At 66.5% G+C, this 26,901-nt stretch carries 16 protein-coding genes; 6 read left to right on the forward strand and 10 right to left on the reverse strand.

Features of this window, described 5'->3' with window-relative positions:
- Positions 1 to 10: 10 nt before the first annotated feature.
- Together F7D01_RS13070 and F7D01_RS13075 are read left to right on the forward strand one after the other, a co-directional pair.
- Positions 11 to 1,537: a tryptophan halogenase family protein gene (locus tag F7D01_RS13070; RefSeq protein ID WP_215227907.1), complete on the forward strand. Its 1,527-nt coding sequence runs from the start codon at positions 11 to 13 to the stop codon at positions 1,535 to 1,537.
- On the forward strand, positions 1,534 to 3,012 hold the full coding sequence (locus F7D01_RS13075) for a tryptophan 7-halogenase (protein WP_215227908.1): 1,479 nt from the start codon (positions 1,534 to 1,536) through the stop codon (positions 3,010 to 3,012). Before F7D01_RS13070 ends, F7D01_RS13075 begins: the two co-directional genes overlap by 4 nt.
- Here the strand turns inward: F7D01_RS13075 and F7D01_RS13080 are convergent.
- From F7D01_RS13080 to F7D01_RS13090, 3 genes are read right to left on the reverse strand one after another with little or no spacing between them, the layout of a single operon-like run.
- Positions 2,990 to 4,006, reverse strand: a complete 1,017-nt coding sequence (locus F7D01_RS13080) for a cupin-like domain-containing protein (RefSeq protein ID WP_215227909.1) — start codon at positions 4,004 to 4,006, stop codon at positions 2,990 to 2,992. The two genes, F7D01_RS13075 and F7D01_RS13080, sit on opposite strands and share 23 nt — an antisense overlap.
- Positions 4,003 to 5,538 carry a tryptophan halogenase family protein gene (locus tag F7D01_RS13085; protein WP_215227910.1) on the reverse strand — a complete coding sequence of 512 codons (1,536 nt, stop codon included), beginning with the start codon at positions 5,536 to 5,538 and terminating at the stop codon, positions 4,003 to 4,005. Before F7D01_RS13085 ends, F7D01_RS13080 begins: the two co-directional genes overlap by 4 nt.
- Positions 5,535 to 7,082, reverse strand: coding sequence for a tryptophan halogenase family protein (locus tag F7D01_RS13090; RefSeq protein WP_256443706.1), 1,548 nt, complete (start codon positions 7,080 to 7,082; stop codon positions 5,535 to 5,537). Before F7D01_RS13090 ends, F7D01_RS13085 begins: the two co-directional genes overlap by 4 nt.
- Positions 7,083 to 7,311: 229 nt before the next feature.
- On the opposite strand from F7D01_RS13090, the gene F7D01_RS13095 reads away from it, so the two are divergent.
- Positions 7,312 to 10,683, forward strand: a complete 3,372-nt coding sequence (locus F7D01_RS13095; RefSeq protein ID WP_251566863.1) for a TonB-dependent receptor — start codon at positions 7,312 to 7,314, stop codon at positions 10,681 to 10,683.
- A 162-nt stretch (positions 10,684 to 10,845) separates the two neighbouring features.
- Here F7D01_RS13095 and F7D01_RS13100 read toward each other — a convergent pair whose 3' ends face one another.
- Genes F7D01_RS13100 through F7D01_RS13110 form a run of 3 tightly spaced genes read right to left on the reverse strand, consistent with a single transcriptional unit; the run spans position 10,846 to position 16,837 of the window.
- Entirely contained in the window at positions 10,846 to 12,051 is a 1,206-nt protein-coding gene (locus F7D01_RS13100) for an endo-1,4-beta-xylanase (RefSeq protein WP_251566865.1), read from the reverse strand.
- Positions 12,048 to 14,429: a glycoside hydrolase family 3 N-terminal domain-containing protein gene (locus F7D01_RS13105; protein WP_215227911.1), complete on the reverse strand. Its 2,382-nt coding sequence runs from the start codon at positions 14,427 to 14,429 to the stop codon at positions 12,048 to 12,050. The genes F7D01_RS13100 and F7D01_RS13105 overlap by 4 nt, the downstream gene beginning before the upstream one ends.
- Positions 14,429 to 16,837 (reverse strand): glycoside hydrolase family 3 N-terminal domain-containing protein, encoded by a 2,409-nt coding sequence (locus tag F7D01_RS13110; protein ID WP_215229823.1) that lies wholly within the window; start codon positions 16,835 to 16,837, stop codon positions 14,429 to 14,431. The genes F7D01_RS13105 and F7D01_RS13110 overlap by 1 nt, the downstream gene beginning before the upstream one ends.
- A gap of 118 nt (positions 16,838 to 16,955) precedes the next feature.
- On the opposite strand from F7D01_RS13110, the gene F7D01_RS13115 reads away from it, so the two are divergent.
- The 3 genes from F7D01_RS13115 to F7D01_RS13125 are packed head-to-tail and all read left to right on the forward strand — an operon-like array spanning position 16,956 to position 21,938.
- Positions 16,956 to 18,998, forward strand: a complete 2,043-nt coding sequence (locus F7D01_RS13115; protein WP_251566869.1) for an alpha-glucuronidase — start codon at positions 16,956 to 16,958, stop codon at positions 18,996 to 18,998.
- 46 nt (positions 18,999 to 19,044) lie between these two features.
- A complete protein-coding gene (locus F7D01_RS13120; RefSeq protein ID WP_215227913.1) occupies positions 19,045 to 20,160 on the forward strand; it encodes a LacI family DNA-binding transcriptional regulator in 1,116 nt (371 codons plus the stop codon).
- Complete coding sequence (locus tag F7D01_RS13125; RefSeq protein WP_215227914.1) at positions 20,157 to 21,938, forward strand: IlvD/Edd family dehydratase; 1,782 nt, start codon at positions 20,157 to 20,159, stop codon at positions 21,936 to 21,938. The genes F7D01_RS13120 and F7D01_RS13125 overlap by 4 nt, the downstream gene beginning before the upstream one ends.
- Before the next feature lie 56 nt (positions 21,939 to 21,994).
- Here the strand turns inward: F7D01_RS13125 and F7D01_RS13130 are convergent, their stop codons facing one another.
- From F7D01_RS13130 to F7D01_RS13145, 4 genes are read right to left on the reverse strand one after another with little or no spacing between them, the layout of a single operon-like run.
- Positions 21,995 to 23,302: a cellulase family glycosylhydrolase gene (locus tag F7D01_RS13130; protein WP_215227915.1), complete on the reverse strand. Its 1,308-nt coding sequence runs from the start codon at positions 23,300 to 23,302 to the stop codon at positions 21,995 to 21,997.
- A gap of 35 nt (positions 23,303 to 23,337) precedes the next feature.
- Entirely contained in the window at positions 23,338 to 25,242 is a 1,905-nt protein-coding gene (locus F7D01_RS13135) for an Ig-like domain-containing protein (RefSeq protein ID WP_251566871.1), read from the reverse strand.
- On the reverse strand, positions 25,239 to 26,123 hold the full coding sequence (locus tag F7D01_RS13140; protein WP_215227916.1) for an SMP-30/gluconolactonase/LRE family protein: 885 nt from the start codon (positions 26,121 to 26,123) through the stop codon (positions 25,239 to 25,241). The genes F7D01_RS13135 and F7D01_RS13140 overlap by 4 nt, the downstream gene beginning before the upstream one ends.
- Complete coding sequence (locus tag F7D01_RS13145) at positions 26,114 to 26,899, reverse strand: SDR family NAD(P)-dependent oxidoreductase (RefSeq protein ID WP_215229825.1); 786 nt, start codon at positions 26,897 to 26,899, stop codon at positions 26,114 to 26,116. Before F7D01_RS13145 ends, F7D01_RS13140 begins: the two co-directional genes overlap by 10 nt.
- Positions 26,900 to 26,901 lie beyond the last annotated feature (2 nt).

The raw sequence follows: 26,901 nt of genomic DNA on the forward strand, positions 1-26,901 counted from the left end.
GCCTGACCCGATGACGCAAAAGCCCCGCGAGCCCGTTCGCGTCGTCGTACTCGGCGGCGGCACTGCCGGCTGGATGACGGCGGCCGGTATCGCGGCGCTGTTGCCCGACCTCGCGACAGTCGAGCTGGTCGAAAGCGACGATATCGGTATCATCGGCGTCGGAGAGGCGACCTTGCCGCATATTCGCGGCTTCGTGGAACGGCTCGGCATCGACGAAGCTGCGTTCATGAAGGCGACCCATGCGACCTACAAGCTCGGGATCGATTTCCGCGATTTCGGGCGCATCGGCGAAAGCTATATCCACCCCTTCGGCACGTTCGGAGAGAAGGTCGCCGATGTCGGCTTCCACCATTATTGGCTGGAAATGCAGCGGCGGGGCATGGCCGGGTCGCTGGGCGACTATTCCTTCGCCGTGGGCGCCGCGCGCGCCAACCGCTTCGCACCTCCCGAGATGGGCGAAGGGCTCGGTTCCACCTATGGCTATGCCTATCAGTTCGACGCGACGCTGTTCGGCCCGTTCATGCGGCAGCATGGGCTGAAGCTTGGCGTCACCCGGCACGAAGGTCTGGTGACCGGCGTCGAACGCGATGGAGAGAACGGGAACGTAACCGCGCTGGTCCTGCAGGACGGACGGCGGATCGAGGGCGACCTCTTCGTCGATTGCTCCGGCTTTCGCTCGCTGCTGCTGGGCGGCGAGATGGCGGAAGAGTGGGAAGACTGGACCCACTGGCTGCCCTGCGACCGCGCCGCCGCCATGCCCTGCGCCCATGTCGATGGCGAGCCCTTGCGACCTTACACCACGGCCACAGCGATGCCCGCGGGCTGGCGCTGGCAGATCCCGTTGCAGCACCGCATGGGCAATGGTTACGTATTCTCGAGCGCGCATCTGGACGAGGATCGCGCCTGCGAGGCGATCCGCAACGCGGCGGAGGGCGAGCCACTGGCGGACCCGCGCGTGCTCCGCTTCCGCCCCGGCAGGCGGCGCAAGTCATGGTCGCACAATGTCATCGGGGTCGGGCTGTCGAGCGGGTTCCTCGAACCGCTGGAATCGACCTCGATCTATCTCGCGCAGATGGCGATCACCTATCTGATCGAGCTGTTCCCGGATGGCCGCGCGATCGATCCGCGCGACCGGGCCGCGTTCAACCGGCTGGTCGACATGGAATACGACCGGGTGCGCGATTTCCTGATCCTGCATTACCACGCGACCACGCGCGACGATTCCGAATTCTGGAATCACCTGCGAACCATGACCGTCCCCGACAGCCTGGCGGAGAAGATGGCGCTGTGGCGCGAGACCGGCCGGGTCGAGCGCTACGAGGACGGGTTGTTCTACGATGCCAGCTGGATCGCGGTCTATGTCGGCCAGGGATTGCTGCCCGAACGCCACGATCCGCGCGCCGCTATCGCCGATCCCGAACGGGTGAAGGGCGCGCTCGACAGCCTGCGACATGCTATCACCGCCCAAGTTGACGCCATGCCGGACCACCGCGCGTACCTGCGGCGCGAGGCCGGGCGACTGGCCGACGCCGCATGAGCGAGGCGCGCGAACCGCTGCGCCATATCGCCATCGCCGGGGCGGGGCAGGTCGGCGTGCTCGCCGCCATCGCAATGAAGCGTGCGCTGCCGATGGCGGAAGTGACGGTGATCGGCATTCCGCTCGACCCGACTGCCTTCGCCGATCACGCCGCCACCGCGCTGCCGTTCACGCTCCGGATGCACGACCGGTTCGGTATCCCGGAGGAACTGCTGGTGACCCGCGCCGGGGGCAGTCACCGGCTCGTCACGCGCTATCTCGGCTGGAGCGGGGAGGGGCACCGAGGTTCCTTCGCCTATGGTGCCGCGATCGACCCCGCGCTGAAGACGGCGTTCGCCCGGGAGTGGGGCGGGGGGGCGGCGAGCGGCACGGGCGTCGATCGGCCTGCCGGGTCACTGGCGGAGGTGCTGGCCGATGCCGGTCGTTTCGCGTCCCCTGCGCCCGGCGATCCATCGCCGCTCGGCAAGGTGGAATACGCCCTGCGCTGGAATCCGCCCGCCTATCGCGATCTGCTGATCGCGGCGGCGCAGCAGATCGGCGTGCGCTACCTGCCCGACGATATCGCGGGCGGGGAGCCCAACGGCCAGGGCGGCTTCGGCGCGCTTGCCTTGGCGAGCGGGGCGCGGCTGCCGACCGACCTGATCCTCGATTGCACCGGGCCTGCAACGCGGTTGCTGTCGGTCGTGCCCGGCTATCGGCGTGAGGACTGGTCGGATTTCCTGCCCCTGCGCACACTCATGGTCATGCCGCCGCGCGAACCGGTCGCGGCGCTGGAGGACCGCTTCTCGCTGCGCGCCGAAGGTTGGCTGAGTGAGATGGCCGGGCGCGATGGCGTGCGCGCCTCGCTTGGCGTCACGCACACCGTGGCTGAGGATGCGGCGCAGCGCGCTCTGGGGGGCGAACCGCAGATCGTGCTGCCGGTCGCGCCGGGGTGCGCAGGGCAGGCGTGGCTCGGCAATGTGGTCGCGCTGGGCGATGCCGCCGCGACGTTCGAGCCGCTGGGCTTCCTCAATCTCGATCTCGCGCACCGGCAGCTCGACCTGCTGCTGGAACTGCTGCCGGGTCGCGATATCCGCCCCGGCGAGCGTCGCGAGTTCAACCGCCGCGCCGCGCTGATGGCAGTGGCGGTCCGCGATACGCTGGCCACACATTACGCCACGTCGCGCGCACGGGCGGTCTTCGGTCCGGCGCAATTGCCCGATGGCCTTGCGATCGCGCTCGATCAGTTCGCCCGGCGCGGTCGCCTGCCGTTTCAGGAGGAGGCACCGTTCCTTGGCGAGGAACGGCAGGCGCTGCTTGCCGCGCTGGGCCATCCGCAGGGGACTCCGCCGCAAAGCCGGGCAGGGCAGGATGGCGTCGCCCGCGCGGCGCGGAGAGAGTTCGCCGAGAAGGCGGAAGCCGCGCTCGCCGCCGCGCCGCCCTATCGCGAATGGCTGCTCCGGGTGCTCGAAGCTAACCGAGCGCCTGGCGGATGACCTGCCGCATCCGGGCGAACAGACCGGGGGAGGGCGGACCCAGTACCCCCTTCGCCGCCGCGGGAAGATGGGCGGCGGGGTCGCCCTCGCTTTCGAACACGTAGTAATCCAGCATGCCGCGCCACACCTCGCGCTGCTCGGGTGGCAGGTGCCGGAACGCCAGCATCGCGTGTAACAGGGCATCGTAGGCCGGACCGATCCCCTCCGGCAGCCGTTCGGTCCACCAGTAATTGACGAGCGCGCTGACCGGATCGAGCGATTCGACGCCGTGCCACCAGCAATAGGGAAGGTAGATCGCATCGCCGGGCTCCAGCGTGGCGGCGCGCGCGGTTTCCCACGCGCGGGCGAAGCGGGGATAGGCGTCGAGGTCGGGCTGATCCGGATCGACCATGCTCACCGGCGTTCCGGCCGGCGTCAGTTCCAGCGGGCCGGGATAGAGGTTGGCGATCTGCTCGGGCGGGAAGACGGTGAAGCGCCGCCGCCCGGCCACGCAGCAGGCCACGTTTTCCTTGATATCGTAATGCGGGGCGACGCGGATGCGGTTGCCGATCCAGATGCGCGCGCGCACCTGTGGCAGCAGTTCGAGCCGGTTCTCGCGCGCCACATCGGGCAAGACGTCGAGCAGTTCGATCGACTGGACCGCCAGGGCCGGTGGATCGGGCATCCGGCTCGCTTTCAGCAGGTCGGCGAGGAATACCGCGAGGGCGCCTTGCGCGGCGTGGAAGTTGAAGCCACTGAGGTCGCGATTGTAGAAAAAGCGGCCCTTTTCCTCGGCAGGGGCGGCGATGGCCCGGACCGGTCTGGTGGCGGGCCTTCGCGACAGGTACTCGACCACCGCGGCGTCCCCCTCGCGACCGGCGCGGACCAGCGGCCAATCCCGTACCAGCCCGCGCAGAACCAGCGGACGGGCGGCGGCGCGGATTTCCTCGAGGCGGGCGGCGTCGATCGGTCCGTCAATTTCTTCGATGGGCGGAGCGGGGGCAAGCACGCTCATGCCACCGCGCGCTCGGACCGGTCCATGCGGCTGCCATTGCGCTCCAGGAACTGGTCCTGCGTCGGCATGCGCGAGACGGTGTCGGCCACGACCTGCCGGATATGGCCGAGGCGGCGGCGCGTCTCCTCGTCGTCCAGCAGCAGGGCGACGGGATGGAACCCTTGCGGTTTTACGCCCTGTCCCGCCATGACCGACAGCCAGCTGGTTTCGGTGAACAGCTCGTTATGCTCGCGGATGACGCGGCCCGAGCTTTCGAACATGGCAAGCTTGTCCGCGAGGCCGGCGGGCGGCTCCAGCGTCCGACAATAGCGCCAGAATTCGGAATCGTCGCGCTCCGTCGCCTTGTAGTGCAACACCAGAAAATCGCGAATGTCGACATAGTCGCGCACGCTTTCCCGGTTGAATCGGTCGCGTTCGGCATCGGCGAAGGCGTTGGTGGGAAACAGCGCCATGAGCCGGGCGATCCCCGACTGCACCAGATGGATCGCGGTCGATTCGAGAGGTTCGAGGAAGCCGCCCGCCAGGCCGAGGGCGACGACGTTCTTTTCCCACAGTTTCTCGCGATGGCCCGCCAGGAACCGCAGCCGGTTGGGCTCCGCCAGCGGCTCGCCGTCGAGATTGGCCAGCAGCAGGTCGAGCGCCTCCTGTTCCTCCATGTGCGACGAGGAATAGACATGGCCGTTGCCGATCCGGTGCTGCAGCGGAATGCGCCATTGCCAGCCCGCGGGCCGGGCGGTGGAGCGGGTCAGCGGCTCGTGATCGCCGCCGAGTGTGCAGGGGACAGCGATCGCGCGATCGCAGGGCAGCCATTTCGACCAGTCGGTGAAGCCGACGCCGAGCGTCTGGCCCAGCAATAGCGAACGGAAGCCCGAGCAATCGAGGAACAGCTCCCCCGCCAGGCGCTTCCCGTTCTCGAGCAGGACAGCGGCGACATGGCCGTTCTCGCCGTTGCGCTCGACATCGACCACGCGGCCTTCAACACGGACCACGCCCTGCGCCTCCGCCCGCCGGCGCAGGAAACGTGCGTAACGCGCCGCATCGAACTGGAAGGCATAGGACAGCTTCGACAGGGGCGAATTGGGCTGGTCGGGCCGGGGCCGTTCCATTCTGCCCGCTTTTCCCGCCATGGCGGAGATCGAATAGGCGTCGAGCGGTGCCGCCTCCCCCAGGCCGACCCCGCGCAGCCAGAAATGCTGAAACTCGATTCCCAGCATGTCCAGCCCGTAGGTGCCGAAGGGATGGACGTAGGAATGGCCCAGCCGCAGCCAGTCGACGAACTCGATCCCCAGCTTGTAGGTCGCGTGCGTTTCGCGCACGAATTCGTTCTCGTCGATCCCCAGCAGGCGGTTGAAGCCGATAATCTGCGGGATGGTCGCTTCCCCGACCCCCACGGTGCCGATCGCCTCGCTTTCGACGAGCGTGATGGAAAGGTCCGGCAATTCGCCGATGATGCGCGACAGTGCGGCGGCGGCCATCCACCCCGCCGTCCCACCACCAACGATCACGATCTTCCGGATCGGCGCAGCGCTCATGCGGGCGCGCCTGTCTGGACACGCGGTATCGCATCCTCCGCGTGCCATGCGCCCGCCTGGCGCAGGAACGCCTCCTGCGTCGGCAGCCGCTCGGCGGCGGCGCGATAGGACCGGCGCATCTGCGCCATCGCCCCCGCCACCTTGTCCGGGTCCAGCGTGTCGGCGATCGGGTCGTGACGGTCCGGCCAGACATTCTGGCCAAGCATTACCGCGACCCAGCTGGGCAGGGCGAACAGTTCCGCGTTCTCGCGAAACACGCGGCCGTGGAGCTGCCACAGCTTCATCTTGCGGACCAGCGTCTCGGGCACCTCCATATCGCGCACGTAGCGCCAGAACGCCGTGTCGTCACGCTGCGTCGCCTTGTAATGCAGGATCACGAAATCGCGCACGTCCTCGTACAGTTCGCGCATTCCGCGATTGTATTCGTCGCGCTCCAACGGATCGATCCGCTTGTCCGGAAACAGCGCGAAGAGGCGCTGGATGCCGTTTTGCACGAGGTGGATCGCCGTCGATTCGAGAGGCTCGATGAAACCGGAGGACAGCCCCAGCGCCACTACGTTGTGGACCCAGGCGCGCTTGCGCATGCCGGTGGTGAACCGCAGCAGCCGGGGATCGGCCAGCGGCTCCCCCTCGACATGCTCGCGCAGGATACGTTCCGCCTCGTCGCGTTCCATGTAGCTGCTGCAGAAGACGTGCCCATTGCCGGTGCGATGTTGCAGCGGAATGCGCCACTGCCATCCCGCCCCATGCGCCGTGGCGCGCGTGTAGGGATTGAGAGAGCCGGTATCGGCGCTGGGCATCGCCAGCGCGCGGTCCATCGGCAGCCAGCGCGACCAATCCTCGTATCCGGTGCCAAGCTCCTCCTCGATCAGCAGTCCGCGAAAGCCCGAACAGTCGAGGAACAGGTCGCCCGCTATCCGGCTGCCGTCCTCGAGTTCGACGGACACGACATCGCCGCTCTCGCCGTCGCGATGGACGTGCACGACCCGCCCCTCGCGCCGCACCGTTCCCTGCCGTTCGGCGAGGCGGCGCAGATAGGCGGCATAGAGACCGGCATCGAACTGGAAGGCATAGCGGATTTCGCCGAGCGGAGACTGGGCGTCGGGGCGGGGCCGGGCGAAGCGATCCGCGGCGGCGGCCGCGGTGCTCATCGAATAGTCCGCGATCGGTCCGCAATCGCCCCGCGCACGCTCGCGCAGGTAGAGCTGGTGGAAGGCGATGCCGTGCAGATCCTGCCCGTATTCGCCGAATGGGTGGAAGTAGCGATCGCCTTGCCTGCCCCAGTTGACGAACTCGATCCCCAGCTTGAACGTGCCGCACGTCTCGCGCAGAAAATCGTTCTCGGCGATGCCGAGCATGCCGTTGAAATTGCGCAGGGGAGGGATGGTCGCTTCCCCGACACCGACGGTACCGATCGCATCCGATTCGACCAGAGTGATGGTCCGTCGACCATCGGAAAAGAACCGAGAGAGTGCAGCTGCGGCCATCCATCCCGCAGTTCCGCCGCCCACGATCACTACCGCCGTGTTACCGGTATCATCCAAGCCCGACACGCCTCTCGCCCCCGCGACTGCATCCTTATTGCAACACCGTGGGTGTAACTATGGCGTAACGCTCTTGCAAACCAAACTTGGGGGGATTAGGCAGGTGCCGATAAAACGATAGCGACCTGCCAAATAATGGTAGCGCTAACATGGGGAGGAGGACCTGGTGCCCAACGCGATCCGTAATCGAGCTGTATCCGGCTGCGATCTGAATCTATTCCGCACATCTTTGAAAATCGGGGCCTCGGCGGCGACGCTGGGTGCTCTGCTCGTGTCGCAGGCGGCCTATGCGCAGGACGCTTCCGCACAGCCGGAGACCGAGCAGGCGGCCGACCCGTCCGACCCGACGCAGAGCGGCGACGGCAACATCATCGTCGTCACCGGCATTCGCCAGCAGTTGGCGAACTCGCAGAATATCAAGCGCAACGCCGACACCGTCGTGGATGCGATCACGGCCGAAGATATCGGCGCGCTGCCCGACCGTTCCGTGACAGAGGCTCTCCAGCGCGTTCCCGGCATCGCGATCAACCGCTTCGCCGGTTCGAGCGACCCCGATCACTTCTCGGTCGAGGGTTCGGGCGTGACCGTCCGCGGCCTCACTTTCGTGCGTTCGGAATTCAACGGCCGCACGGCCTTCGCCACGGGTGTTGGCGGGCAGGCCCTGAACTTCGCAGACGTGCCGTCCGAACTGCTCGGCTCGGTCATCATCAGCAAGAACCAGACCGCCGAGATGATCGAGGGCGGTCTCGCCGGTACCGTCAATCTAAACACGCGCAAGCCGTTCGACCGCGCCGGCTTCCATATCGCGGGAAGCGTTGAGGCGAATTACGGCGACTTCTCGGATAAGTGGTCGCCCACCATCTCCGGGCTCATCAGCAACACCTGGGATACAGATGCGGGCCGCTTCGGCGTCCTGGTTAGCGGGGCGTATTCGCGCATCCGCAGCCGTTCCGACGGTGTCCAGATCGCCAACTACCAGACCCGCGACGGCCAGCTGGCGCAGCTTTCCAATACCAGCGACCTGTTCATCTGCCGCAACCCGCTGCCAGCGCCGACGGACACCATGACGTTACCCGGTGCGAATGCCAACTGCGGCAATTTCGGCACCGAGGGCGCCGATGGCTTCGCCGATTATGCCGCGTTCCGCGTGGCACCGGCCGGACCGCAGTATCGAACCCAGCAATTCGACCGCAAGCGCGACGGCGTCACCGCAGCTCTGCAATGGGAAAGCGTTGACCAGCGAACGAAGGTCACCGCGGAATTCATCCGCTCGCACACCACCAACGACTGGGGCGAATACACCTACGAAGACGGTCCGGATCTGTCCGAATATTCGACCTATCCGATCGGCTGCCAGCAGAACGCGAACGGTCCCCAGATCGTCGACGCGAGCGGCGTGGTGCGCGATCCCGATGCGGAAACGCCCCCTCGCGCGCAGTGTCCGGTCGGCGGGTACACGGACTATGTCTATGACGAGAACAATGTGTTCCAGTCTGGATACATCGTCGACACCAGTAATGGCTGGCGCGGCGACCCCGCGCTGACGCCGTTCGTGCCGATCGGCGGCTCGCAATATTCGCTCGCTCGACGGCAGGTCGCAGACGAGACGACAAACGCCGACTACAGTCTCAACCTCCAGCACGAGCTGACGGAAAATCTGCACCTGTCGATGGACGCGCAATACGCGACATCGCACAAGCAGAACCTGGACGTCAGCGTGATGGGTTCGCTTTTCGCGGATAACGAACTGGACATCTCGGGCGACATTCCGGTCGGTATCGTACACAAGCCGCAGTTCCTTGGTTACACTTGGTCGACGCCGGGCGACGCCCTTGGGAACGCGACCGAAGCCGAATATTTCACCGATCCGCGCTTCCAGTTCTGGCGTGCGGCGATGGATCATGCCGAGGATAGCAAGGGCGACCAGTTCGCATTCCGCGCCGACCTCGACTACGATTTCGGAGACGATGCCTTCATTCGCCGCGCGAAGGTCGGCGTCCGTTTCCAGGACCGCAACCAGGACGTGCGGTATTCGACCTACAACTGGGGGATGCTCAGCGAAGTGTGGTCGGGTAGCCGCCCAGTCAATTTTGACGATACGGCCCCGGATGGTCAGCAGACGCGCTACGATTTCCCGGACTTCTTCCGTGGCGATACGCAGGGACCTCCCGGAGCCTATTACTACGGGGGCGATCTGACCGGCGATTATCAGGGAACCATCGACTATCTGCGATCGGTGCAGGATCGCGCCCGCGCGCTGGGTGCCGACCCTACGTGGAACCCACTGGCCGGGCGACCGGGCGCGGTGCCCGGCTCGATGTATCTCCCGTCCGAGATTCAGTCGGTGAAGCAGGCGGACTACGCCGTTTACGGCATGGTGAACTTCGGCAGCGACGATCTGCTGGGCAACGTCCGCTTTGCCGGCAATGTCGGCCTGCGGTTCGTCTCGACCGATCTGCGGTCGGCCAGCTCGCGTGGTCCCGGCACGCCCGACTCCGTCGGGATCGCAGCGCCCTTCAACAGCGTCATCGACCCACAGACCGGCGACGTCATTACCGCTGGGCGGTGTAGTCCGCAGGCTCGCCCTCCTGAAGCAGGGGGCGGCACCGCAATTCCGGGCGGCGTCTGCAACATCGGGATCGATGCGTATAATGCGCTGCAGAATTTCCTCGACGGCAGTTACGAATACACCGCGGTCACGAACCACTACAGCTATCTGCTTCCGAGCCTGAACCTGCGGTTCGGTCTTACGGACGACCTCGTTCTTCGTCTCGCCGCATCGAAAGTCCTGACCCGGCCCGAGAACGGCTATATTCGGAACTACTTCACGGCCAGCCTCGACACGTCGGGCAACTTCACCGGCACCGCCGGGGCTCCGACGTTGCTCCCAGCGACCGCGTGGCAGTTCGACGCCAGCCTCGAATGGTATTTCGCCCGCGTCGGCTCGCTAACGGTCAATGCGTTCTACAAGAGCATTCACAACTTCTTCTATCAATCGGTGCGCCAGGAAACGATCCGCAACGCATCGCTGGAAGAGCGTGAGGTGACCGTTCGTGGGCCGGCGAACTTCGACGGATACGGCAAGATCAAGGGTGTCGAGGTTGCATACCAGCAGACGTTCGATTTCCTGCCAGCACCGCTCGACGGGTTCGGTGTGAATGCGAACTACACGTATCTCGAGAGTTCGGGGCTGCCCAATTCCTTCCTCAACGGCGGGAATGTGCCGACCAATTCGACCGTGCCGCCGGGCAATCTGCCGCTCGAGCAATTGTCGAAGCACAACTACAATATCGGCGGGTTCTACGAGAAGGGACCGATCTCGGTCAGGGCGGCGTACAACTGGCGTTCCCGCTTCCTGCTTACGGCTTCGGACGCCATCTTCCCGTATTACTCGATCTACAACGAACCGACGGGGCAGCTCGACGCTTCGGCCTTCATCAACATCACACCCGACCTCAGGATCGGTGTGCAGGGCGTGAACCTTTTGAACGAAGTGACGCGGACGTCGCAGTCCTACTCCGGCGATCCGGCGGATCTGGCGCCGCGATCCTACTTCATGAACGACCGACGGTTCTCGTTCATCCTGCGCGCGAATTTCTGACGCGCTCGGTCTTCGGACGGGGAGGGGCCGCTACCTACGGGTGGCGGCCCTTTCCTTTTTAGGGACCGCATGCTCCTCGCGCGCCGCGGCTGCCGGGGGCAAAAAAAGAGCAGCGACCCTATCCGGATTCGCTGCTCTCAAGTCGCACAGAAGATTGCGTTGTCAGCTTGCCGCGGCGAGCGCTCCCGCGATAGCGGCGCGCATCGGTTTTGGCCGGTATTCGGAATCGTAGGGCGCGCCGCGCACTTCCAGCCCGTCCTGACGCTTCGCCGGATCGAAATCCTGGAGCCAGTTGAACTTGTCCACCATGCCCCACGCGAGAATGTCGTCGAGATAGTCGCCGTATTCGAGCATCACGTCGAAATAGCGCCGCGCGTAATCGGCGACCCGCGCGTCGCGGACCGTAGTATCCCCCGGTAAAGCGCGGTCCTTCACGTCGAACTCGGTAATCAGCAGACGATAGCCCATGCCCGTCACCTCATCCAGGAAGGCGCGCCATTCGCGTTCCATGTAGGGAGAAACGCCGGTGGCGGGATCGACGTCGAAGATCTCGATATGCGACTGGATGCCCAGCGCGTCGACCGGCGTCCCGCGCTTGCGGAACCCCTCCAGCAGGCGCAGCACGTCGGGCACGTGCCGGTTGCCCACGATGTGCGCCGGCTCCCAGCTCATGTAGTCGTTATAGACCAGTTGCGCGTCGGGCAGCTGCTCGCGCGCGGTGTGGAAAGCGAGGTCGAGTACCGCCTCGGGGCTGCCCATCGCGCGGCTCAGGCTCGTTTCCATCGGCCGGTTCGTGTCGTGATCGATCGCCTCGTTGACGACGTCGTAGCTGTGGATGATCCCGCGATAGCGGTCGGTAACGGTGCGGATGTGCTCGGTCACGAGGCGCTCGGCCTCGGCGCGCGGATTGGCACCGTAATCGTAATCGTTCAGCCATTGGGGAAACCATTGCGGGCGATGCCACAACAGCGTGTGGCCGCGCACGGCCAGGTCGTTCGCCTGTGCCCAGGCGACGATCTGGTCCATCCGGGTGAAGTCGTACTGGTCCGGGCCGGGGCGGGTCGCCTGCCATTTCAGCTCGTTCTCGGGCACGACCAGCCCGCATTCGGTCGCCACCAGAGCCGCATAGCGCGGGTTCTGGATCGACCCGGCGTCGGTCCGGCCCGGCGTGGAGGCGATGGCGCTGCCGAAATGCCGTCCGCCGCGCATGGCGATACTGTCCAGGCTGCCACCAGTCGGGATCGGGAAGCGCGCCGCTTCGACACCGCCGCTGAACATGGCGGAACGCGCGGCACAGGCGGCAAGGGGCAGGGCGGCCATGCCGGTCAGGGCGGCACGGCGGCTCATCGGAAACATGCGTTCGGTCATACGATCTCCACTTGCGCGGTCTTCAGGTTTGCGCTGCTGTTGCCCGCCGACAGCATCACGGGGCCGGGCAGGTTCACTTCGTTCATCTCGCGGTCCCAGATCGCCAGCTGGCGTGGTTCGATCGCGAATCTCAGCGTGCGCCGCTCGCCCGCCGCCAGCGTGACCCGCTGGATGCCCTTGAGCTCCAGCAAGGGCTGCGTGATCGGCAGGTCTTCGCGCGTTACGTAGAGCTGGACGACCTCGTCGCCACCCCGTTCGCCCGTGTTTTCGACCTCGACCTCGACTTCGATCGCCTGCGTGGAGGCGTAGGTTTCTCGGCTGGTCCGGGGCGCGCTTACCGAGAATTCGGTGTAACTGAGTCCGTGCCCGAAGGGGAACAGCGGGGCCTTGTCGTCGAACAGATAGCCGCGCCGCGCGCTCGGCTTGTGATCGTAATAGAACGGCACCTGCCCGGCATCGCGCACGACGGTGACCGGCAGCTTTGCGCCGGGGTTGATCCTGCCCAGCAGCGCCTCCGCCATCGCCGTGCCGCCTTCCTGCCCCGGATACCAGCATTCGAGCATCGCGTCGGCCTTCGCTACCGCGTTGGGCCAGCTCGGCGGTCGCCCGTTTATCGCGGCGATCACCAGCGGCTTACCGAGCGCGGCGAGGGCATCGACCAGTTCGTTCTGCTCCCCGACCAGATCGAGATCGGTTCGGTCGCCGAGGTGGTTCTTCGCGAAGCCTTCGCGGCTTGTCTGCTCGGTATCGCCGATCGCGAGCACGATCGTGTCGGCGGCTTGCGCAACCGCGACCGCTTCGGCGATCAGCTCGCGATTGCGCGCCGGTTCGGCGAGCTCCACTTCATCGACCGAGCGATCCTCGCTGGTGGTGATGAAGACGCCCTGCGCGGTCGTGAAATCGACATCGGGAGCGAGCGCGCGCAGACCCTCGATCAGGCTCACGGTCTGTTTCGGGACTGACGAGTACCCGCCCAGCCGGGCGATCGCGTGGTTCGGACCGATCACCGCGACCCGGCCCATCCGCGCGGGATCGAGCGGCAGGGTGTCGTTCTCGTTCTTGAGCAGGCACAGCCCCTTGCGCGCCGCCTCAAGCGCCAGCGCGCGCGCTTCGGCATTGCCGGTGATCCGCTCGGCGAGCGCAGCGTCCCCATAGGGGTTCTCGAACAGGCCGGCGCGCATCTTGAACGTCAGCATGCGGGCGCAGGCTCGGTCGATCAGCTCCACCGGGACGCTACCAGCCGCGACTCCGCCGGCCAGCATGGCGTAGGCCTGCCCATCGGGCAGTTCGCTGTCCACGCCCGCCTCCAGCGCCTGCAACGCCGCGTCCGCCTCGTCGCGGGCGACTTGATGCAGCGTCGCGAGCTCGTGCACGCCGCCGTAATCGCTCACGATCAGGCCGTCGAAGCCCCATTCGCCGCGCAGAACCTCGCCCAGCAGCCATGTGTTGGCGTGGCTCGGGATGCCGTCGATCTCGTTGTAGCTGGGCATGACCGCGCCGATCGAGGTGCGGCGCACGACCTCGCGGAACGGCTTGAAGAAATTCTCTCGCAGATCGCGCCGCGCGGTCTGGGCCGGGCTGACATTGTTGCCGCTTTCGGGCTGGCCGTGGCCCGTCATGTGCTTGAGCGTGGCGAAGACCTTGCCCGGCGCGAGCCGGTCGAACTTGCCCGGCCCCTGCAGTCCCTCGACTGCGGCGACGCCCATCTCGGCGCACAGATAGGGGTCCTCGCCCCAAGTCTCCTCGATCCGGCCCCAGCGTGGATCGCGCACGATATCGACCACCGGGCTGAGCACCAGCGGCACGCCGCGGGCGCGCACCTCGCGCGCGATCACCGCCTGGACGCGGCGCATGAGGTTCGTGTCGAAGCTGCCCGCCAGCGCGATGGCCTGGGGGAACATGGTCGCCTCGGTCGCCATATAGCCGTGGAGCGATTCCTCGTGCAGCAGCACGGGGATGCCCAGTCGTGTGTCCGCCAGCGCCCAGCGCTGCAGCGCGTTGATGAAATCCACGGTCTGCTTTGGCGTGCGCCAGCGGGCCGCAGTACCACCCGCCGCACCGGTGATGCCCGGCACGCCGCGCTTGTCCGAAGGGCGGGTGACGTGGCCGATCCCGTCGGGGAACGCCGCGCTTGCCTTTGCCGGGTCGAATTCCAGCCCCTCGATCATGTCCGCCTTCTGCGCCCACGCTGCGCGCAACTGCGCGATCTTCTCGGGCAGCGTCATGCGCGCCAGCAGGTCCGACACGCGCGAGGGGATCGGGGCGCGCGCGTCCCTGTAAAGCGGCCCGGCGGCGGCGAAGGCGGCGGGCGCCTGCGCAAACGCCAGCGCCGAAGCGCTGCCGCCCGCCAGAAGCTTTATGGCGCCACGCCGGTCCATTATTCGGCCACCGTCAGCTTGACCTCCTGCAAGTCCATCGAGTCCGGACCGACCATGATGGTGAACTCGCCCGGCTCGACCACATGCTTCATCTCGCGGTTCCACAGCGCAAGCGAGTCCGGGCGGATGGCGATATCGACCTGCTTCGTCTCGCCCGGTTTCAGGCTGATCCGGCGGAAGCCCGCCAGTTCCTTTATCGGGCGCGTGACGCTGCTGACCTCGTCGCGCAGATAGACCTGCACCACCTCGTCGCCCGCCATCTTGCCGCTGTTCGTCACGGGTACGCGCACGGTCACACCTTCTCCGGGGCGGATCGTCGCGTTCGACAGAGTCGGCGCGCCGAAGGTGAAGTCGGTGTAGCTGAGGCCGTAGCCGAAGGGGTAGAGCGGGGTCACCTCGCTGAAGAGATAACCGCGCCGCGCGCTCGGCTTCGCGTCGTAGAATACCGGAACCTGGCCCACGTCGCGCGCGACCGTGACCGGCAGCTTGCCGCCCGGATTGACGCGCCCGAACAGCGCATCGGCGATCGCGTTGCCCTGCTGCTCGCCCGCATACCACGCCTCCAGGATTGCGTCGGCATTGGCGGCGACGTTGGGATAGCTCGGCGGACGCCCATTGATCAGTACCACGACCACGGGTTTGCCCAGCGCCTTCAGCGCATCGAACAGATCGTTCTGCTGCCCGACTAGATCGAGGTCGGACCGATCGCCGAGATGTTCGTCGCCCCAGCCTTCGCGGCTGGTCTGCTCGGTGTCGCCGATAAAAAGCAGGATCGTGTCCGCATCCTTCGCCGTCTCGACCGCCTGCGCGATCATGCGCGCATTTTCCGCCGGGTCGCCGAGCTCGACCTCGTCTGCCCACCAGTCGTCGTTCTTGGTGACGACGACGCCGGGGCTGGTGACGATGTTGGCCCGGTCGCCGACGAGCGTGCGGATGCCCTCCAGTGGAGTCACCGGATCGCGCGGGATGCCGTAATAGCCGCCCAGTCGCGCGACGTCGGCATTGGGGCCGATCACCGCAATGGTAGGCTTCGCAGCCGTAGCCTTGGCAGGCAGGGCGAGGGGCAGCGCACCTTCGTTCTTCAGCAGCACCAGCGACTGTTCCGCCGCCTTGCGCGCCAGTGCGACGCCTTTCGGCCCGTTGGAGGCGAGCGCGGGCTTGGTGTCGGTGACGAAGGGCTGCTCGAACAGACCGGCATTGAACTTCATGGTCAGGATCTTGCGCACGGCATTGTCGATCCGTTCGCGCGAGACCTTGCCGTCCTTCGCCTGCTGCAACAGCGTCGAGAACGAGACGCCGTCGGGGAAATCGATGTCGACCCCGGCGTCCAGCGCGTAGCGGGCCGCCTCAGGCACATCGGCGGCGATATGGTGGCGGGTGACCATTTCCTCGATCGCGAAATAGTCGCTGACGATCGCGCCGTTGTAACCCCATTCCTTGCGCAGGATGTCGTCCAGCAGCCATTTGTTCGAATGGCTCGGAATTCCGTCGATCTCGTTGTAGCTCGCCATGACCGCGTCGATCGCGGTGCGGTCGATCACCTGCCGGAACGGGGGGAAGAAGATGTCGCGCAGCTCGCGTTCGCCCATGTCGGCAGGGCCGGTATTGGTCCCGCTCTGCGGCTGGCCGTGCCCGGTCATGTGCTTGAGCGTGGCCATGACATGCCCCGGCTTCAGCTTCGGGTCCTTGCCCACGCCTTGCAGGCCCTCGACCGCGGCCACGCCCATCTCGCCGACCAGGAACGGGTCCTCGCCGAAGGTTTCCTCGATCCGGCCCCAGCGGGGATCGCGCGCGACGTCGACCACGGGTGAGAGAACCTGGTGGACGCCGCGCGCCCGAACCTCGCCCGCGATGAGGGAATTGGCATCGCGAATGAGGTCCGGATTCCATGTGGAGGCGAGCCCGATCGGGATCGGGAAGCTGGTCGCATCGCGCGCGGCGAGGCCGTGGAGCGACTCCTCATGCGTCAGGACCGGGATGCCCAGCCGCGTGTTCTCGCGCGCCCAGGTTTGCAGCGCGTTCACATAGACGATGCTTTCCGCGATGCTGCGGGGCGGGGTGACGCGCGGGCTGCCTGCGCCCAGCTTGTCGCTCGGGCGGGTGAAGAAACCGAGGCCGTCGGGATAGCGCGCCGAAGCCTTTTCGGCATTGAAACTATAGTCGTCGTTCTGGATTTCCGCCTTCTCGAGCCAGATGCTGAGCATCTGCGCGACCTTCTCCTCCAGCGTCATGCGCTGGAGCAGGTCCTCCACCCGCTGCTCGACCGGAAGCGAGGCGTTCCAGTAGGGGGCATCCGGCATCGGCTTCGCGGCGGTTGTAGTGGCGGCAGCCTGCGCGATTGCAGGAGTGGCCAGAGGGCTGGCGAGAGCCAGCAGTCCAGCACCGGCGGCGAGCGCGGCGCGCTTCATGGTCAGCATCGAAATATCCCTCTCCCAGCTGGGCGAGCTTGACTGCACGGCCCCTTGTGGTAGCGCTACCATGATGAGGGTGAGAGGGGTTGTCAACCGACTTACGGTCGCATGCGCGATGATCGTCGCGACGTGGTGCCTCGTGTCGCCCGCAGCGGCGGAGGACGGTTACGATCTATGGCTGCGCTACTCTCCGCTGGAAGGGGAAGCACGCACCGCGCTCGACCGGTTCGATCCGGTGATCGTGCGGCCCGCCGGTGCGCACAGCGATACTGTCGACATCGCGGTAGCCGAGCTGGAGCGGGGCCTGTCGTCGCTTATGGAACGACCGCTCCACGCCGGCGGAACGGGCGCGATAGCGCTCGAATGCAATGCCGCGGTGGAAGGCGCGCGGGACGGTTACGATATCGCCGGCAGCGACACAGGCATCACGATCCGGTCTGGCAGCGACACCGGCTGCCTTTACGCTGCCTTCTCGTTGCTGCGGTATCTGTCGCTCGGCAACGATCCGCACGCCGTCGATCTGGCGTCCTCGCCCGCAATGCCGCTGCGCATGCTCGACCATTGGGACAATCCAGACGGCAGCGTGGAGCGCGGTTATGCCGGGCGTTCGATCTTCGACTGGTGGCACCTGCCCGAGGTGCTCGACCGGCGGATAATCGACTACGCGCGCGCCAACGCCTCGATCGGCATCAACGGCGTGGTCGTGAACAACGTCAACGCGAGCGCGCTGTTTCTCACACCGCGCTATCTGCCCAAGCTGAAGCGGCTGGCGGATGCATGGCGGCCCTACGGCATCCGCCTGTATATTTCCGCCCGCTTCAGCGCGCCCAGAGACATCGGCGGGCTTGCCACCGCCGATCCGCTGGATCCGGCGGTTCGCGCCTGGTGGAGGGCGCGCGCGGAAGCTATCTACGCGGCCATCCCCGATTTCGGCGGCTTTCTGGTCAAGGCGAACTCCGAAGGTCAACCCGGGCCGCAGGACTATGGCCGCACCCATGCCGATGGCGCGAACATGCTGGCGGCGGCGCTGGGCGAGCGGGGCACGGTGATCTGGCGCGCCTTCGTCTATTCGGCCGAGGACGAGACCGATCGCGCGAAGCAGGCCTACGAGGAATTCGCCCCGCTCGACGGGCAATTCGCGGACAACGTGGTCCTCCAGGTCAAGAACGGCCCGATCGATTTCCAGCCGCGCGAGCCCTTCCACCCCCTGTTCGGTGCGATGCCAAACACGCGGCTGATGCTGGAGGCGCAGGTCACGCGCGAGTATCTGGGGCAGGGCAGCGGCATCGCCTATCTCGCGCCTATGTGGACCGAGGTGCTGGGTGCGCAGACCGGGCGCGGCGGGACGGTTGCGCAAGTGATTGCCCATGGTGGGATGGCGGGGGTCGCCAATACCGGCTCCGCGCGCAACTGGTCGGGCACCGACTTCGATCAGGCGAACTGGTATGCGCTAGGCCGGCTGGCATGGGACCCGGCATTGGTGAGCGACGAGATCGCACGCGAATGGGCGGCGCAGACCTTCAGCCGCGATCCCGCCTTTCCCAACCGGGTGGTGCCGATGATGCAGCGCAGCCGACAGGCGGTGGTGGATTACATGACCCCGCTCGGCCTCGCGCACCAGATGGCGACCGGGCATCACTACGGGCCGGGTCCATGGGTATGCGATCTTGCCCGGCCGGAATGGAACCCGTGCTATTACAGCCGCGCCGACGCCGAGGGGATCGGCTTCGACCGCACCGCCTCGGGCAGCGACGCGCTCGCGCAATACGCGCCTGCCATCGCCGAAGGGTGGGAAGACCCGGCAGCGATGGACGAGGATTACCTGCTGTGGTTCCACCATCTGCCGTGGGACTTCGAAACCCGCTCGGGCCGACCGCTGTGGGACGAACTCGTCCACCGCTACGATCGCGGTGTTGCCGAGGTCGAGACGATGGCCCGAACCTGGCGGAGCCTGCGGCCCTATGTCGATCCGGAGCGATACCGCGCTGTCGCCGAAACGCTGAACATCCAGCAGCGCGAGGCCAAGTGGTGGCGCGATGCCTCGCTTGCCTACTGGCAATCGATCAACCACCTGCCGCTGCCTGCCGGAACCACGCCGCCCGAGCATGACCTGGAATATTACCGCGCGCTCGCCTTTCCCGAGGCACCGGGCCAATGAGCGCGCGCTTGCCGTGCACGGCGAAGGGGGCTTAAGGACTATGTCCATGGCGAGTTCCGTTTCCGCATCCGACGCCGCCGCCGCGCGACGTCAGCGTCCCTCCCGGCGTCGGGGAGGCGCGCCGACCATCGCCGATGTGGCACGCGAGGCGCGGTGTTCCCCGATGACCGTCAGCCGCGTGATCAATGGCGAAGGCAATGTCCGCGAGAAAACGCGCGACCAGGTGCAGGAGGCGATCCGCAAACTGAACTATTCCCCCAACCGTGCGGCGCGATCGCTGGCGGGCGGGGCGCAGTTGCGCATCGGGCTGATGTTCGACAACCCGTCCGCCTCCTATCTCAGCGAATTCCTGATGGGGGCGCTGGAAGAGGCAGGGGGGCGCGACATCCATCTCGAAGTCCAGAGCTGCGACAACGTACCCGACAGTTCCGTCCTGGTGCGCAATCTTGTCGAAGGCGGGGTGACCGGGTTCATCCTGCCACCCCCGCTATGCGACGATCAGAGCGTGCTGGACCTCATCACCGATGCGGGCGGGATCGCGATCGCGGTGGGGCCGGGCCGGGCGAGTGGATCGCACGGGTCGGTCATGATCGACGAGTTCCAGGCCGCCTACGACATGACGAAGCACATCATCGGCCTGGGGCATGAACGGATCGGCTTCATCATCGGCAATCCCGAACAGGTCGCGAGCGGCCGCCGCCTGAACGGGTTTCGCGCCGCGATGGAGGAGGCGGGGCTGAAGGTTCCCGGTCAGCTGATCGCGCAGGGCCAGTTCACCTATCGTTCGGGCATGATGGCGGCGGAACGTCTGCTGTCGCTGCCGACCCGGCCCTCGGCCATCTTCGCGTCCAACGACGACATGGCCGCGGCGACCGTCGCCATGGCCCACCGCCGGCATCTCGATGTGCCCAGCGACATCACGGTTTGCGGTTTCGACGATACCGATCTCGCCAGCTCGATCTGGCCCGAGCTGACGACGATCCGTCAACCGATCCGGCAGATGACCGCCTGCGCGGTCGAGATGATCGCGAAGATATCCCGCCGTTCCGGCAAGCGGGATCAGCCGGAGCAGGTGATGCTCCCCTATCAGCTGATCCGGCGCAATTCCGATGCCGGTCCCAGCCTCGCGACCAGTTACAACGACGGCAGAGACGATAAATGAGCGAGCGCGAGAAACCACGGCTGCGCAGCCGCGACTGGTTCGCCAACGAAGAGCGCATGGACATGACCGCGCTCTATCTGGAACGCTTCATGAATTACGGCGTCACGCCGGAGGAATTGCGCAGCGGCAAGCCGATCATCGGCATCGCCCAATCGGGCAGCGACCTAAGCCCCTGCAACCGCATCCATCTGGACCTGGCGAAGCGCACGCGCGACGGCATCCGCGACGCAGGCGGCATCCCGATCGAATTTCCCGTCCACCCCATCTTCGAGAACTGCCGCCGACCCACCGCGGCGATCGATCGCAACCTGCTCTATCTCGGTCTGGTCGAGCTGCTGAACGGCTATCCGCTCGACGGCGTGGTGCTGACCACCGGGTGCGACAAGACCACGCCGAGCCAGATCATGGCCGCGAGCACAGTCGACATTCCCGCGATCGTCCTGTCCGGCGGGCCGATGCTGGACGGTTGGCACAACGGCGAACTGGTCGGCAGCGGCACCGTCATCTGGCGTAGCCGCCGCAAGCTGGCGGCGGGCGAGATCACGCAGGAGGAATTCCTCGACCGCGCGACCGATAGCGCACCCTCCGCTGGCCATTGCAACTCCATGGGCACGGCGAGCACGATGAACGCGGTTGCCGAGGCGATGGGGATGAGCCTGACCGGTTGTGCCGCCATCCCCGCGCCCTATCGCGAGCGGGGGCAGTACGCCTATCGCACCGGCGTGCGGATCGTGGAAATGGTGCGCGAGGATCTGAAGCCCTCGGACATCCTGACGCGCGAGGCGTTCCTCAATGCGATCGCGGCGGTCAGCGTCTTGGGCGGATCGTCCAACGCGCAGCCGCATATCCAGGCGATGGCGGCCCATGCGGGCGTGCCTCTGCCGCCGGAAATCTGGCAGGAGCATGGGTACGACCTGCCGCTGCTGCTCAACATGCAGCCCGCCGGTGAATATCTCGGCGAGCGGTTCCACCGCGCTGGCGGCGTTCCTGCCGTGCTTTGGGAGCTGCTCCAGGCGGGCAAGCTGCACGGCGATTGTCTGACTTGCACCGGGAAGACGCTGGCGGAAAACCTAGAGGGGCGGGAGAGCCGCGACCGCGAGATGATCCGCGCCTTCGCCGATCCTTTGATGGAGAAGGCGGGTTACCTCGTCCTGTCCGGAAACCTGTTCGATTTCGGCATCCTCAAGACCTCGGTGATCTCGGACGAGTTCCGCGCGCGTTATCTGTCGCGGCCCGGGCAGGAGGGGGTGTTCGAGGCGCGGGCGATCGTGTTCGATGGCTCCGACGACTATCACCACCGGATCAACGACGCCGCGCTGAATATCGACGAGGACTGCATCCTGGTGGTGCGCGGCGCAGGCGTGATCGGCTGGCCGGGCAGCGCCGAGGTGGTCAACATGCAGCCGCCCGACGCGCTGATCCGTTCGGGCACCCAGTGGCTGCCGACGCTGGGCGACGGGCGGCAGTCGGGCACCAGCGACAGTCCCTCGATCCTCAACATCTCGCCGGAAAGCGCGGTGGGCGGGGGCCTCGCCTGGCTGCGCACTGGCGATATCATCCGCGTCGATCTGAACGAGGCGACTTGCAATGCGCTGGTCGAGGAGAGCGAGATCGAGCGGCGACTGGCGGAGGAAGATGCGCCGCCGATTCCAGCCAGCAACACGCCGTGGGAGGAGCTCTTCCGCGAGAAGACCGGCCAGCTGAGCGAGGGCGGGGTAATGGACTTCGCTCTGAAATATCGCGGGACGTCGCGGAAGCTGCCGCGCCATAACCACTAGCGCGCGTCGCCGGGGGCAGACCGACCTGCGAGGCAGAGCCAACCTCGCCGGAAGGGTCAGCTAGTGGCGGTCGCCGGAAGGCCGAGATCGCGACGCGCGGTGTGTTCGCGGATCACCGCCAGCATTCCTGCGTCGCTGTCGAAATTGCCATACCAGCCCTGCGGCTCGTGCGGCGGATCGCCCATATAGGCGTGGTCGCCATCGGCGAAACGGTAGTCGCCATGCGCCGCGCGCGCCTCGCCGTTCCAGGCCCAGAACCCGCTCCCCGCGATCGCCCCGCCGCTGCGCCAGCTATCTTCGACCGCGTCGTAGATCAGGCGGTAAAACCGCTGACGCCATTCGGTTTTCGCCGCCGGGTCGTAGCTTTCCCCGTCACGGGGGAAGCCGAATTCCTCCACGATCATCGGCTTGCCCAGGTCGCGCGCGAGTCCCTCGTGCGTTTCCAGATAGGCGGTCGTTTTCTCCTGAACCGTCGGCCAGGTCCCGGCCAGATCGTCCCCGTCGGCCCATTCCCAGTTCAACGGCCAGATATGCGCGGTGAGATAGTCGACATTGCGATGGGCGCGCAGCACCACCGCCTCCTGCCCGTTGCAGCCCTGCGTCCCCTCCTGACCCAGCGAAACCATGTGGTTCGGGGCGAGCGCGCGCAGCCGGGCAGCGGTGGTGTCGATCCAGTCGTAATAGGCTGCCTTGTTCCGTGCGATCGCCGCATCGCTTCCCCCTGCGCGCGGTTCGTTCGCGAGCTGCCAGGAAAAGATCGCGGGATCGTCCACATAGCGCCGCCCGGTGATCGAATTGATGCGCCCGACGACCCGCTGCAGATGCGTGTCGTAGAATTCGCGCGCGGTCTCGTTGGCGTAGAATTGCGCGGTGGCGTCGGCGAAGGCGGGCCAAGGATGTGCGGGGTCACCCATGTCAATATAGGTGCCGGTCGCGCGCCATAGCAGTGTCTGCAAACCGCCCGACCATTCCCAGAAATTGGAGAGCACCAGCACCGCGGTCATGCCGCGCTTGCCGATTTCCGCCATGGCGTAGTCCAGCCCTGCGAAGAGCGCCGGATTGGGGGAGCCGTCGGCGCGGGTGAAGCCCGGCTTGATCGAATGGTTCAGCGGCCCCTCCTCCGCGCTCGCCATGATCCGCAGGTTGTTGATCCCCAACGCCTGCAACCGGTCGAGTTCTCGCCGCAAACGCGCGCGATCCCCGTAATCGCTATCCGCGCCCAGCCAGGCGGCATACCACATGTTCGCGCCCATAACGCGATAGGGCTCGGCGTCGCGCAGGAAGGCGGTGCCGTTGCGGCCGACGAAGCCCGTCGCGGGAGCGGGCGAAACGATGCGGCCGCACCCCGCCAACGTCACTGCCATCGCGCTGTTGGCAAGAAGAGCGCGCCGCGAAACCTTCATTGCGCAATCTCCAACTCGAAGCCGGGCACCGGTAGCCCGCGCCCGTCGAACAGATTGACGATCGGCGCATCGGCCCAGGCATAGCGGACGCGCGTCGCCGGGCGACCGTCCTCCGCGATAATCAGCCGGTTGCCCTCGATCCGAGCAGGGGCGTAGCGACAGCTCTCCTGCCCCTCCCCGCACAGCTCCACGCCCAGCGGGTCGGCACCGCTGAAAACGACGAGCCCGTCCCTCAGACCGGTGAAGTTCACCACGATCTCGCCCGCAACGCGCGTGGCGGAAACGGGCATCGGCATCGCTTCGCCTTCGGCTCCCATCGCCAGCCGTTCGCCGACCTCGAGCTTGTTGGGCGGATGCAGCTCGTTCCAGGCGCCGAGGTCGATCGCGCTCGCGAGCGCGGCGTTCCCGTCGGCGGCCACCACGGCGCGCTCGGCCTCGCGGATCTCGGCCCATCCCGAAGCGCCGGGGCCTGCCCGCCGCTCACCGAAATCGGGCAGCTGAACCACCAGCATCCGCATCTGTTCGCCGAACTGCGCGCGCCAGCCCGCCAGCAGCGCGGTCAGGCGGTCGGCATAGCCCGGAATGCCCGCATCGCTCTCCCCCTGGTACCAGGCGGCCCCGGCGAAGCGCATGGGGCCGAGCGGCGCGATCATGCGGTTGTGCATCCCTCCGATCCCCGCGATCGTGTCCCACGGCGCGCGGGGCGGAGAGCCGCGCTCCTGCGCCACGGCATACTGCCAGCCATCGGCGAGCGGAATGGTCGCGCCGCCATCGACCGCGAAGTTCAGGCGCTCGGGCGCGCTCTGGAAACCGCCCGGTCCCCAACCGTTCGCGGCGACCACCAGCACTTCGTTGGACCCTTCGCGCAGGTAGCTGGCGGGCACGGCATAGTGGCGTTCCGTATCCCAGCTGAAGGTGTTGCCGACCGGCTTGCCGTTGACGAAGGTCATGTCGCCATCGTCGATGATGCCGATCGATAGCGTGCCGCCCGCCTTTGCCTGCTCCGGGGAGAGATCGATCCGCCGCCGCAGCATCACGTTGCGCGCCGGATCGGCGGCGAGGGCAGTATCCTGCCAGTCGGTCCATGGCGCGATCTTCGGCACGTCCTGCCACTCGATCGATGCTGGGTCGTTCCACGGCTCCGAGCCGCCATTATGCGCGCGCCACCAGTCTTCCCAGCCCGGAGCGAAGGCGACCGTCGCCCCCTGCGGGTCGGTGCCGTATTGCCGCAGCAGCGCCATCTGCTCCGCGCCGTAGAAGCGCTCCCCCGATTGCGGGGTGAGCCAAGCACGAATTTGCGATCCGCCCCAATAGGACCCGACCACGCCGATGGGGATGTCGAGATCGGCTCTCAGCTTCTGCGCCATGTAGAAACACGGGGCGGAGAAGGAGGGGACGACGTCGGGCGCGGACACCCGCCATGCCACCGGTGTGCCGAAGGTATCCTGCGGCACCGTTGCGGTGGCTTTGGGTATGGCGAGTATGCGCAGTTTCGGGTCGGCGGCACCGGCGATCCGCTGCGCGCCCATGATGGTCCGCTCGACCGGAAATTCCATGTTCGACTGTCCCGAACACAGCCAGACGTCGCCGACCAGGATATCGGTCCAGGTGGTCGAACCGCTCGGATCGGTCACCGTGAGTGTCAAACCGGTATCGTCCGCCTGCCGGGCGGGAAATTCGAGGTGAAAATGCCCCTGCGCATTGACCTTCGCGGTCGCCTTCGCCGTGCCGAGCGTAGCGGCAACAGTTTTGCCGGGCTGGGCCGTACCCGCGATGACGATCGGCTGCCCGCGTTGCAGCACCATGTGATCGCCATAGGCGGCGCCGAGCGTTGGAGCGGCGAGGGCTGGAGCAGCGGCGGCGAGCGTCGCGAGCGACGCGAAACCGGCCGCGACCCTCACGACAGCTTCGCGGGAGTTTGCGCGAAGCCCTTCATAGGGGCATCGAAAGCGAACAGCCCGCCCGCTTCGGGGAACGCCTTCATGTCGGCATCTTCCATGTTCTTGGTCGCGGTGGTGACATAGGCAGTTGCTAGGTCGCCACCGCCGAACGCCATTTTGGTCACGTCGCGCGCGGGGATCGCGATCTTCGCGACCAGCTTTCCGTCGGGCGAATAGCGCGCGACATGCTCGCCCCAGTAGAGCGCGGTCCACAGGTGATCCTCGGCGTCCACCACCGGGCCGTCGGGGAAGGCGTCGGGGAAATCTTCGCCGGTGTTCGCGAAGGGCCGCGCTTCGCCGACGCCCTCCTGCGTCAGGTCCGCGACCATAATCCGCTTGTTTGCGGTGTCGGTGAAATAGATGCGGTCCCCCTGCGCGCTGACCGCGGGACCGTTGGTGATGGTGATTCCGGACGGCCCGGCGGGGCGGATGTCGCCGCGATCGAACACGTAGAAACGGCCGCTCGCGCTGTCCTCTTCATCATCCATGGTGCCGAACCAGACGCGGCCCCACGGATCGGTGCAGGCATCGTTGAGCCGGTTGGTCGCACTCTCGCCGGGCACATCGCGCAGATGCTCGAACCGCTGGCTGGCGGGATCGAAGGTGTAGAGCCCGTCCTCCAAGCCGCACAGCAACAGGTCCCCGGTCGTCGGGATCGCCCAGCCGATCTGGCCCGGGGCCTCTGCGGCGGAATTGCTGCCGGTCGCGGGGTCGAAATGCCACAGCAGATGGCGCTTGATATCGACGAACCAGACGACTTGCCGGCGCGCGTCCCACAATACGCCTTCGCCCAGCTTGGCCTCGGCATCGAAAACCCGTTTCACTTCCGGCATTACCGCCATCCCGCATCCACCCAGTAATTGTGCCCGGTGCAATAGCGGGCGTCGGCGCTCGCCAGGAACAGTGCCATCGCCGCGATGTCCACCGGCTGGAGGCGCCCGTCGAGACATTGCGCCGCCACGATTTCGGCCTCGCCTTCCGGCGTGTACCACTTTTGCTGGCGGGGCGTCTGCACATTGCCCGGAATGATCGCGTTGACGCGGATATTGTCGCGGCCCAGCTCGCGCGCGAGGCTGCGGGTCAGGCCCTCGATCGCCGCCTTCGCCGTCTGGTAGAGAGTCAGATCCTCCAGCCCCAAATGCCAGCTGATCGAACCGAGATTGATGATACTGCCGCCACCTGCAGCCTGCATGGTGGGGGCGACCGCCTGCGCGGCGAAGAACTGGTGCTTCAGGTTCACCGCCATGCGCTCGTCCCAGTATTCGGGCGTCACGTCGGCGATCTTGTGCCGATCGTCGTTGGCGGCGTTGTTCACCAGTACGTCGCAACCGCCCAGCCGCTCCACGATCTCGCCGATCGTCGCGCCGTACTGGGCGACGTCGGTGATGTCGCAGTGGACGTAGGTCGGCGCGATTTCCGCATCACCGAGGCGATCGATCAGCGCCTGGCTAGGCCCGTCCTGCACGTCGAGAAACGTGACCGCCGCGCCCTGCCGCACGAAGCCTTCGACGATCCCCTCGCCGATGCCCGAGCCACCGCCACTGACGATCACCTTCTTGCGCACCAGACTTGGATAGATCGCCGCGTCTGTCTTGGGCTTCAAACTCACCTCCGCCATTC

Source organism: Erythrobacter sp. 3-20A1M (assembly GCF_018636735.1).
GTDB lineage: Bacteria > Pseudomonadota > Alphaproteobacteria > Sphingomonadales > Sphingomonadaceae > Alteriqipengyuania.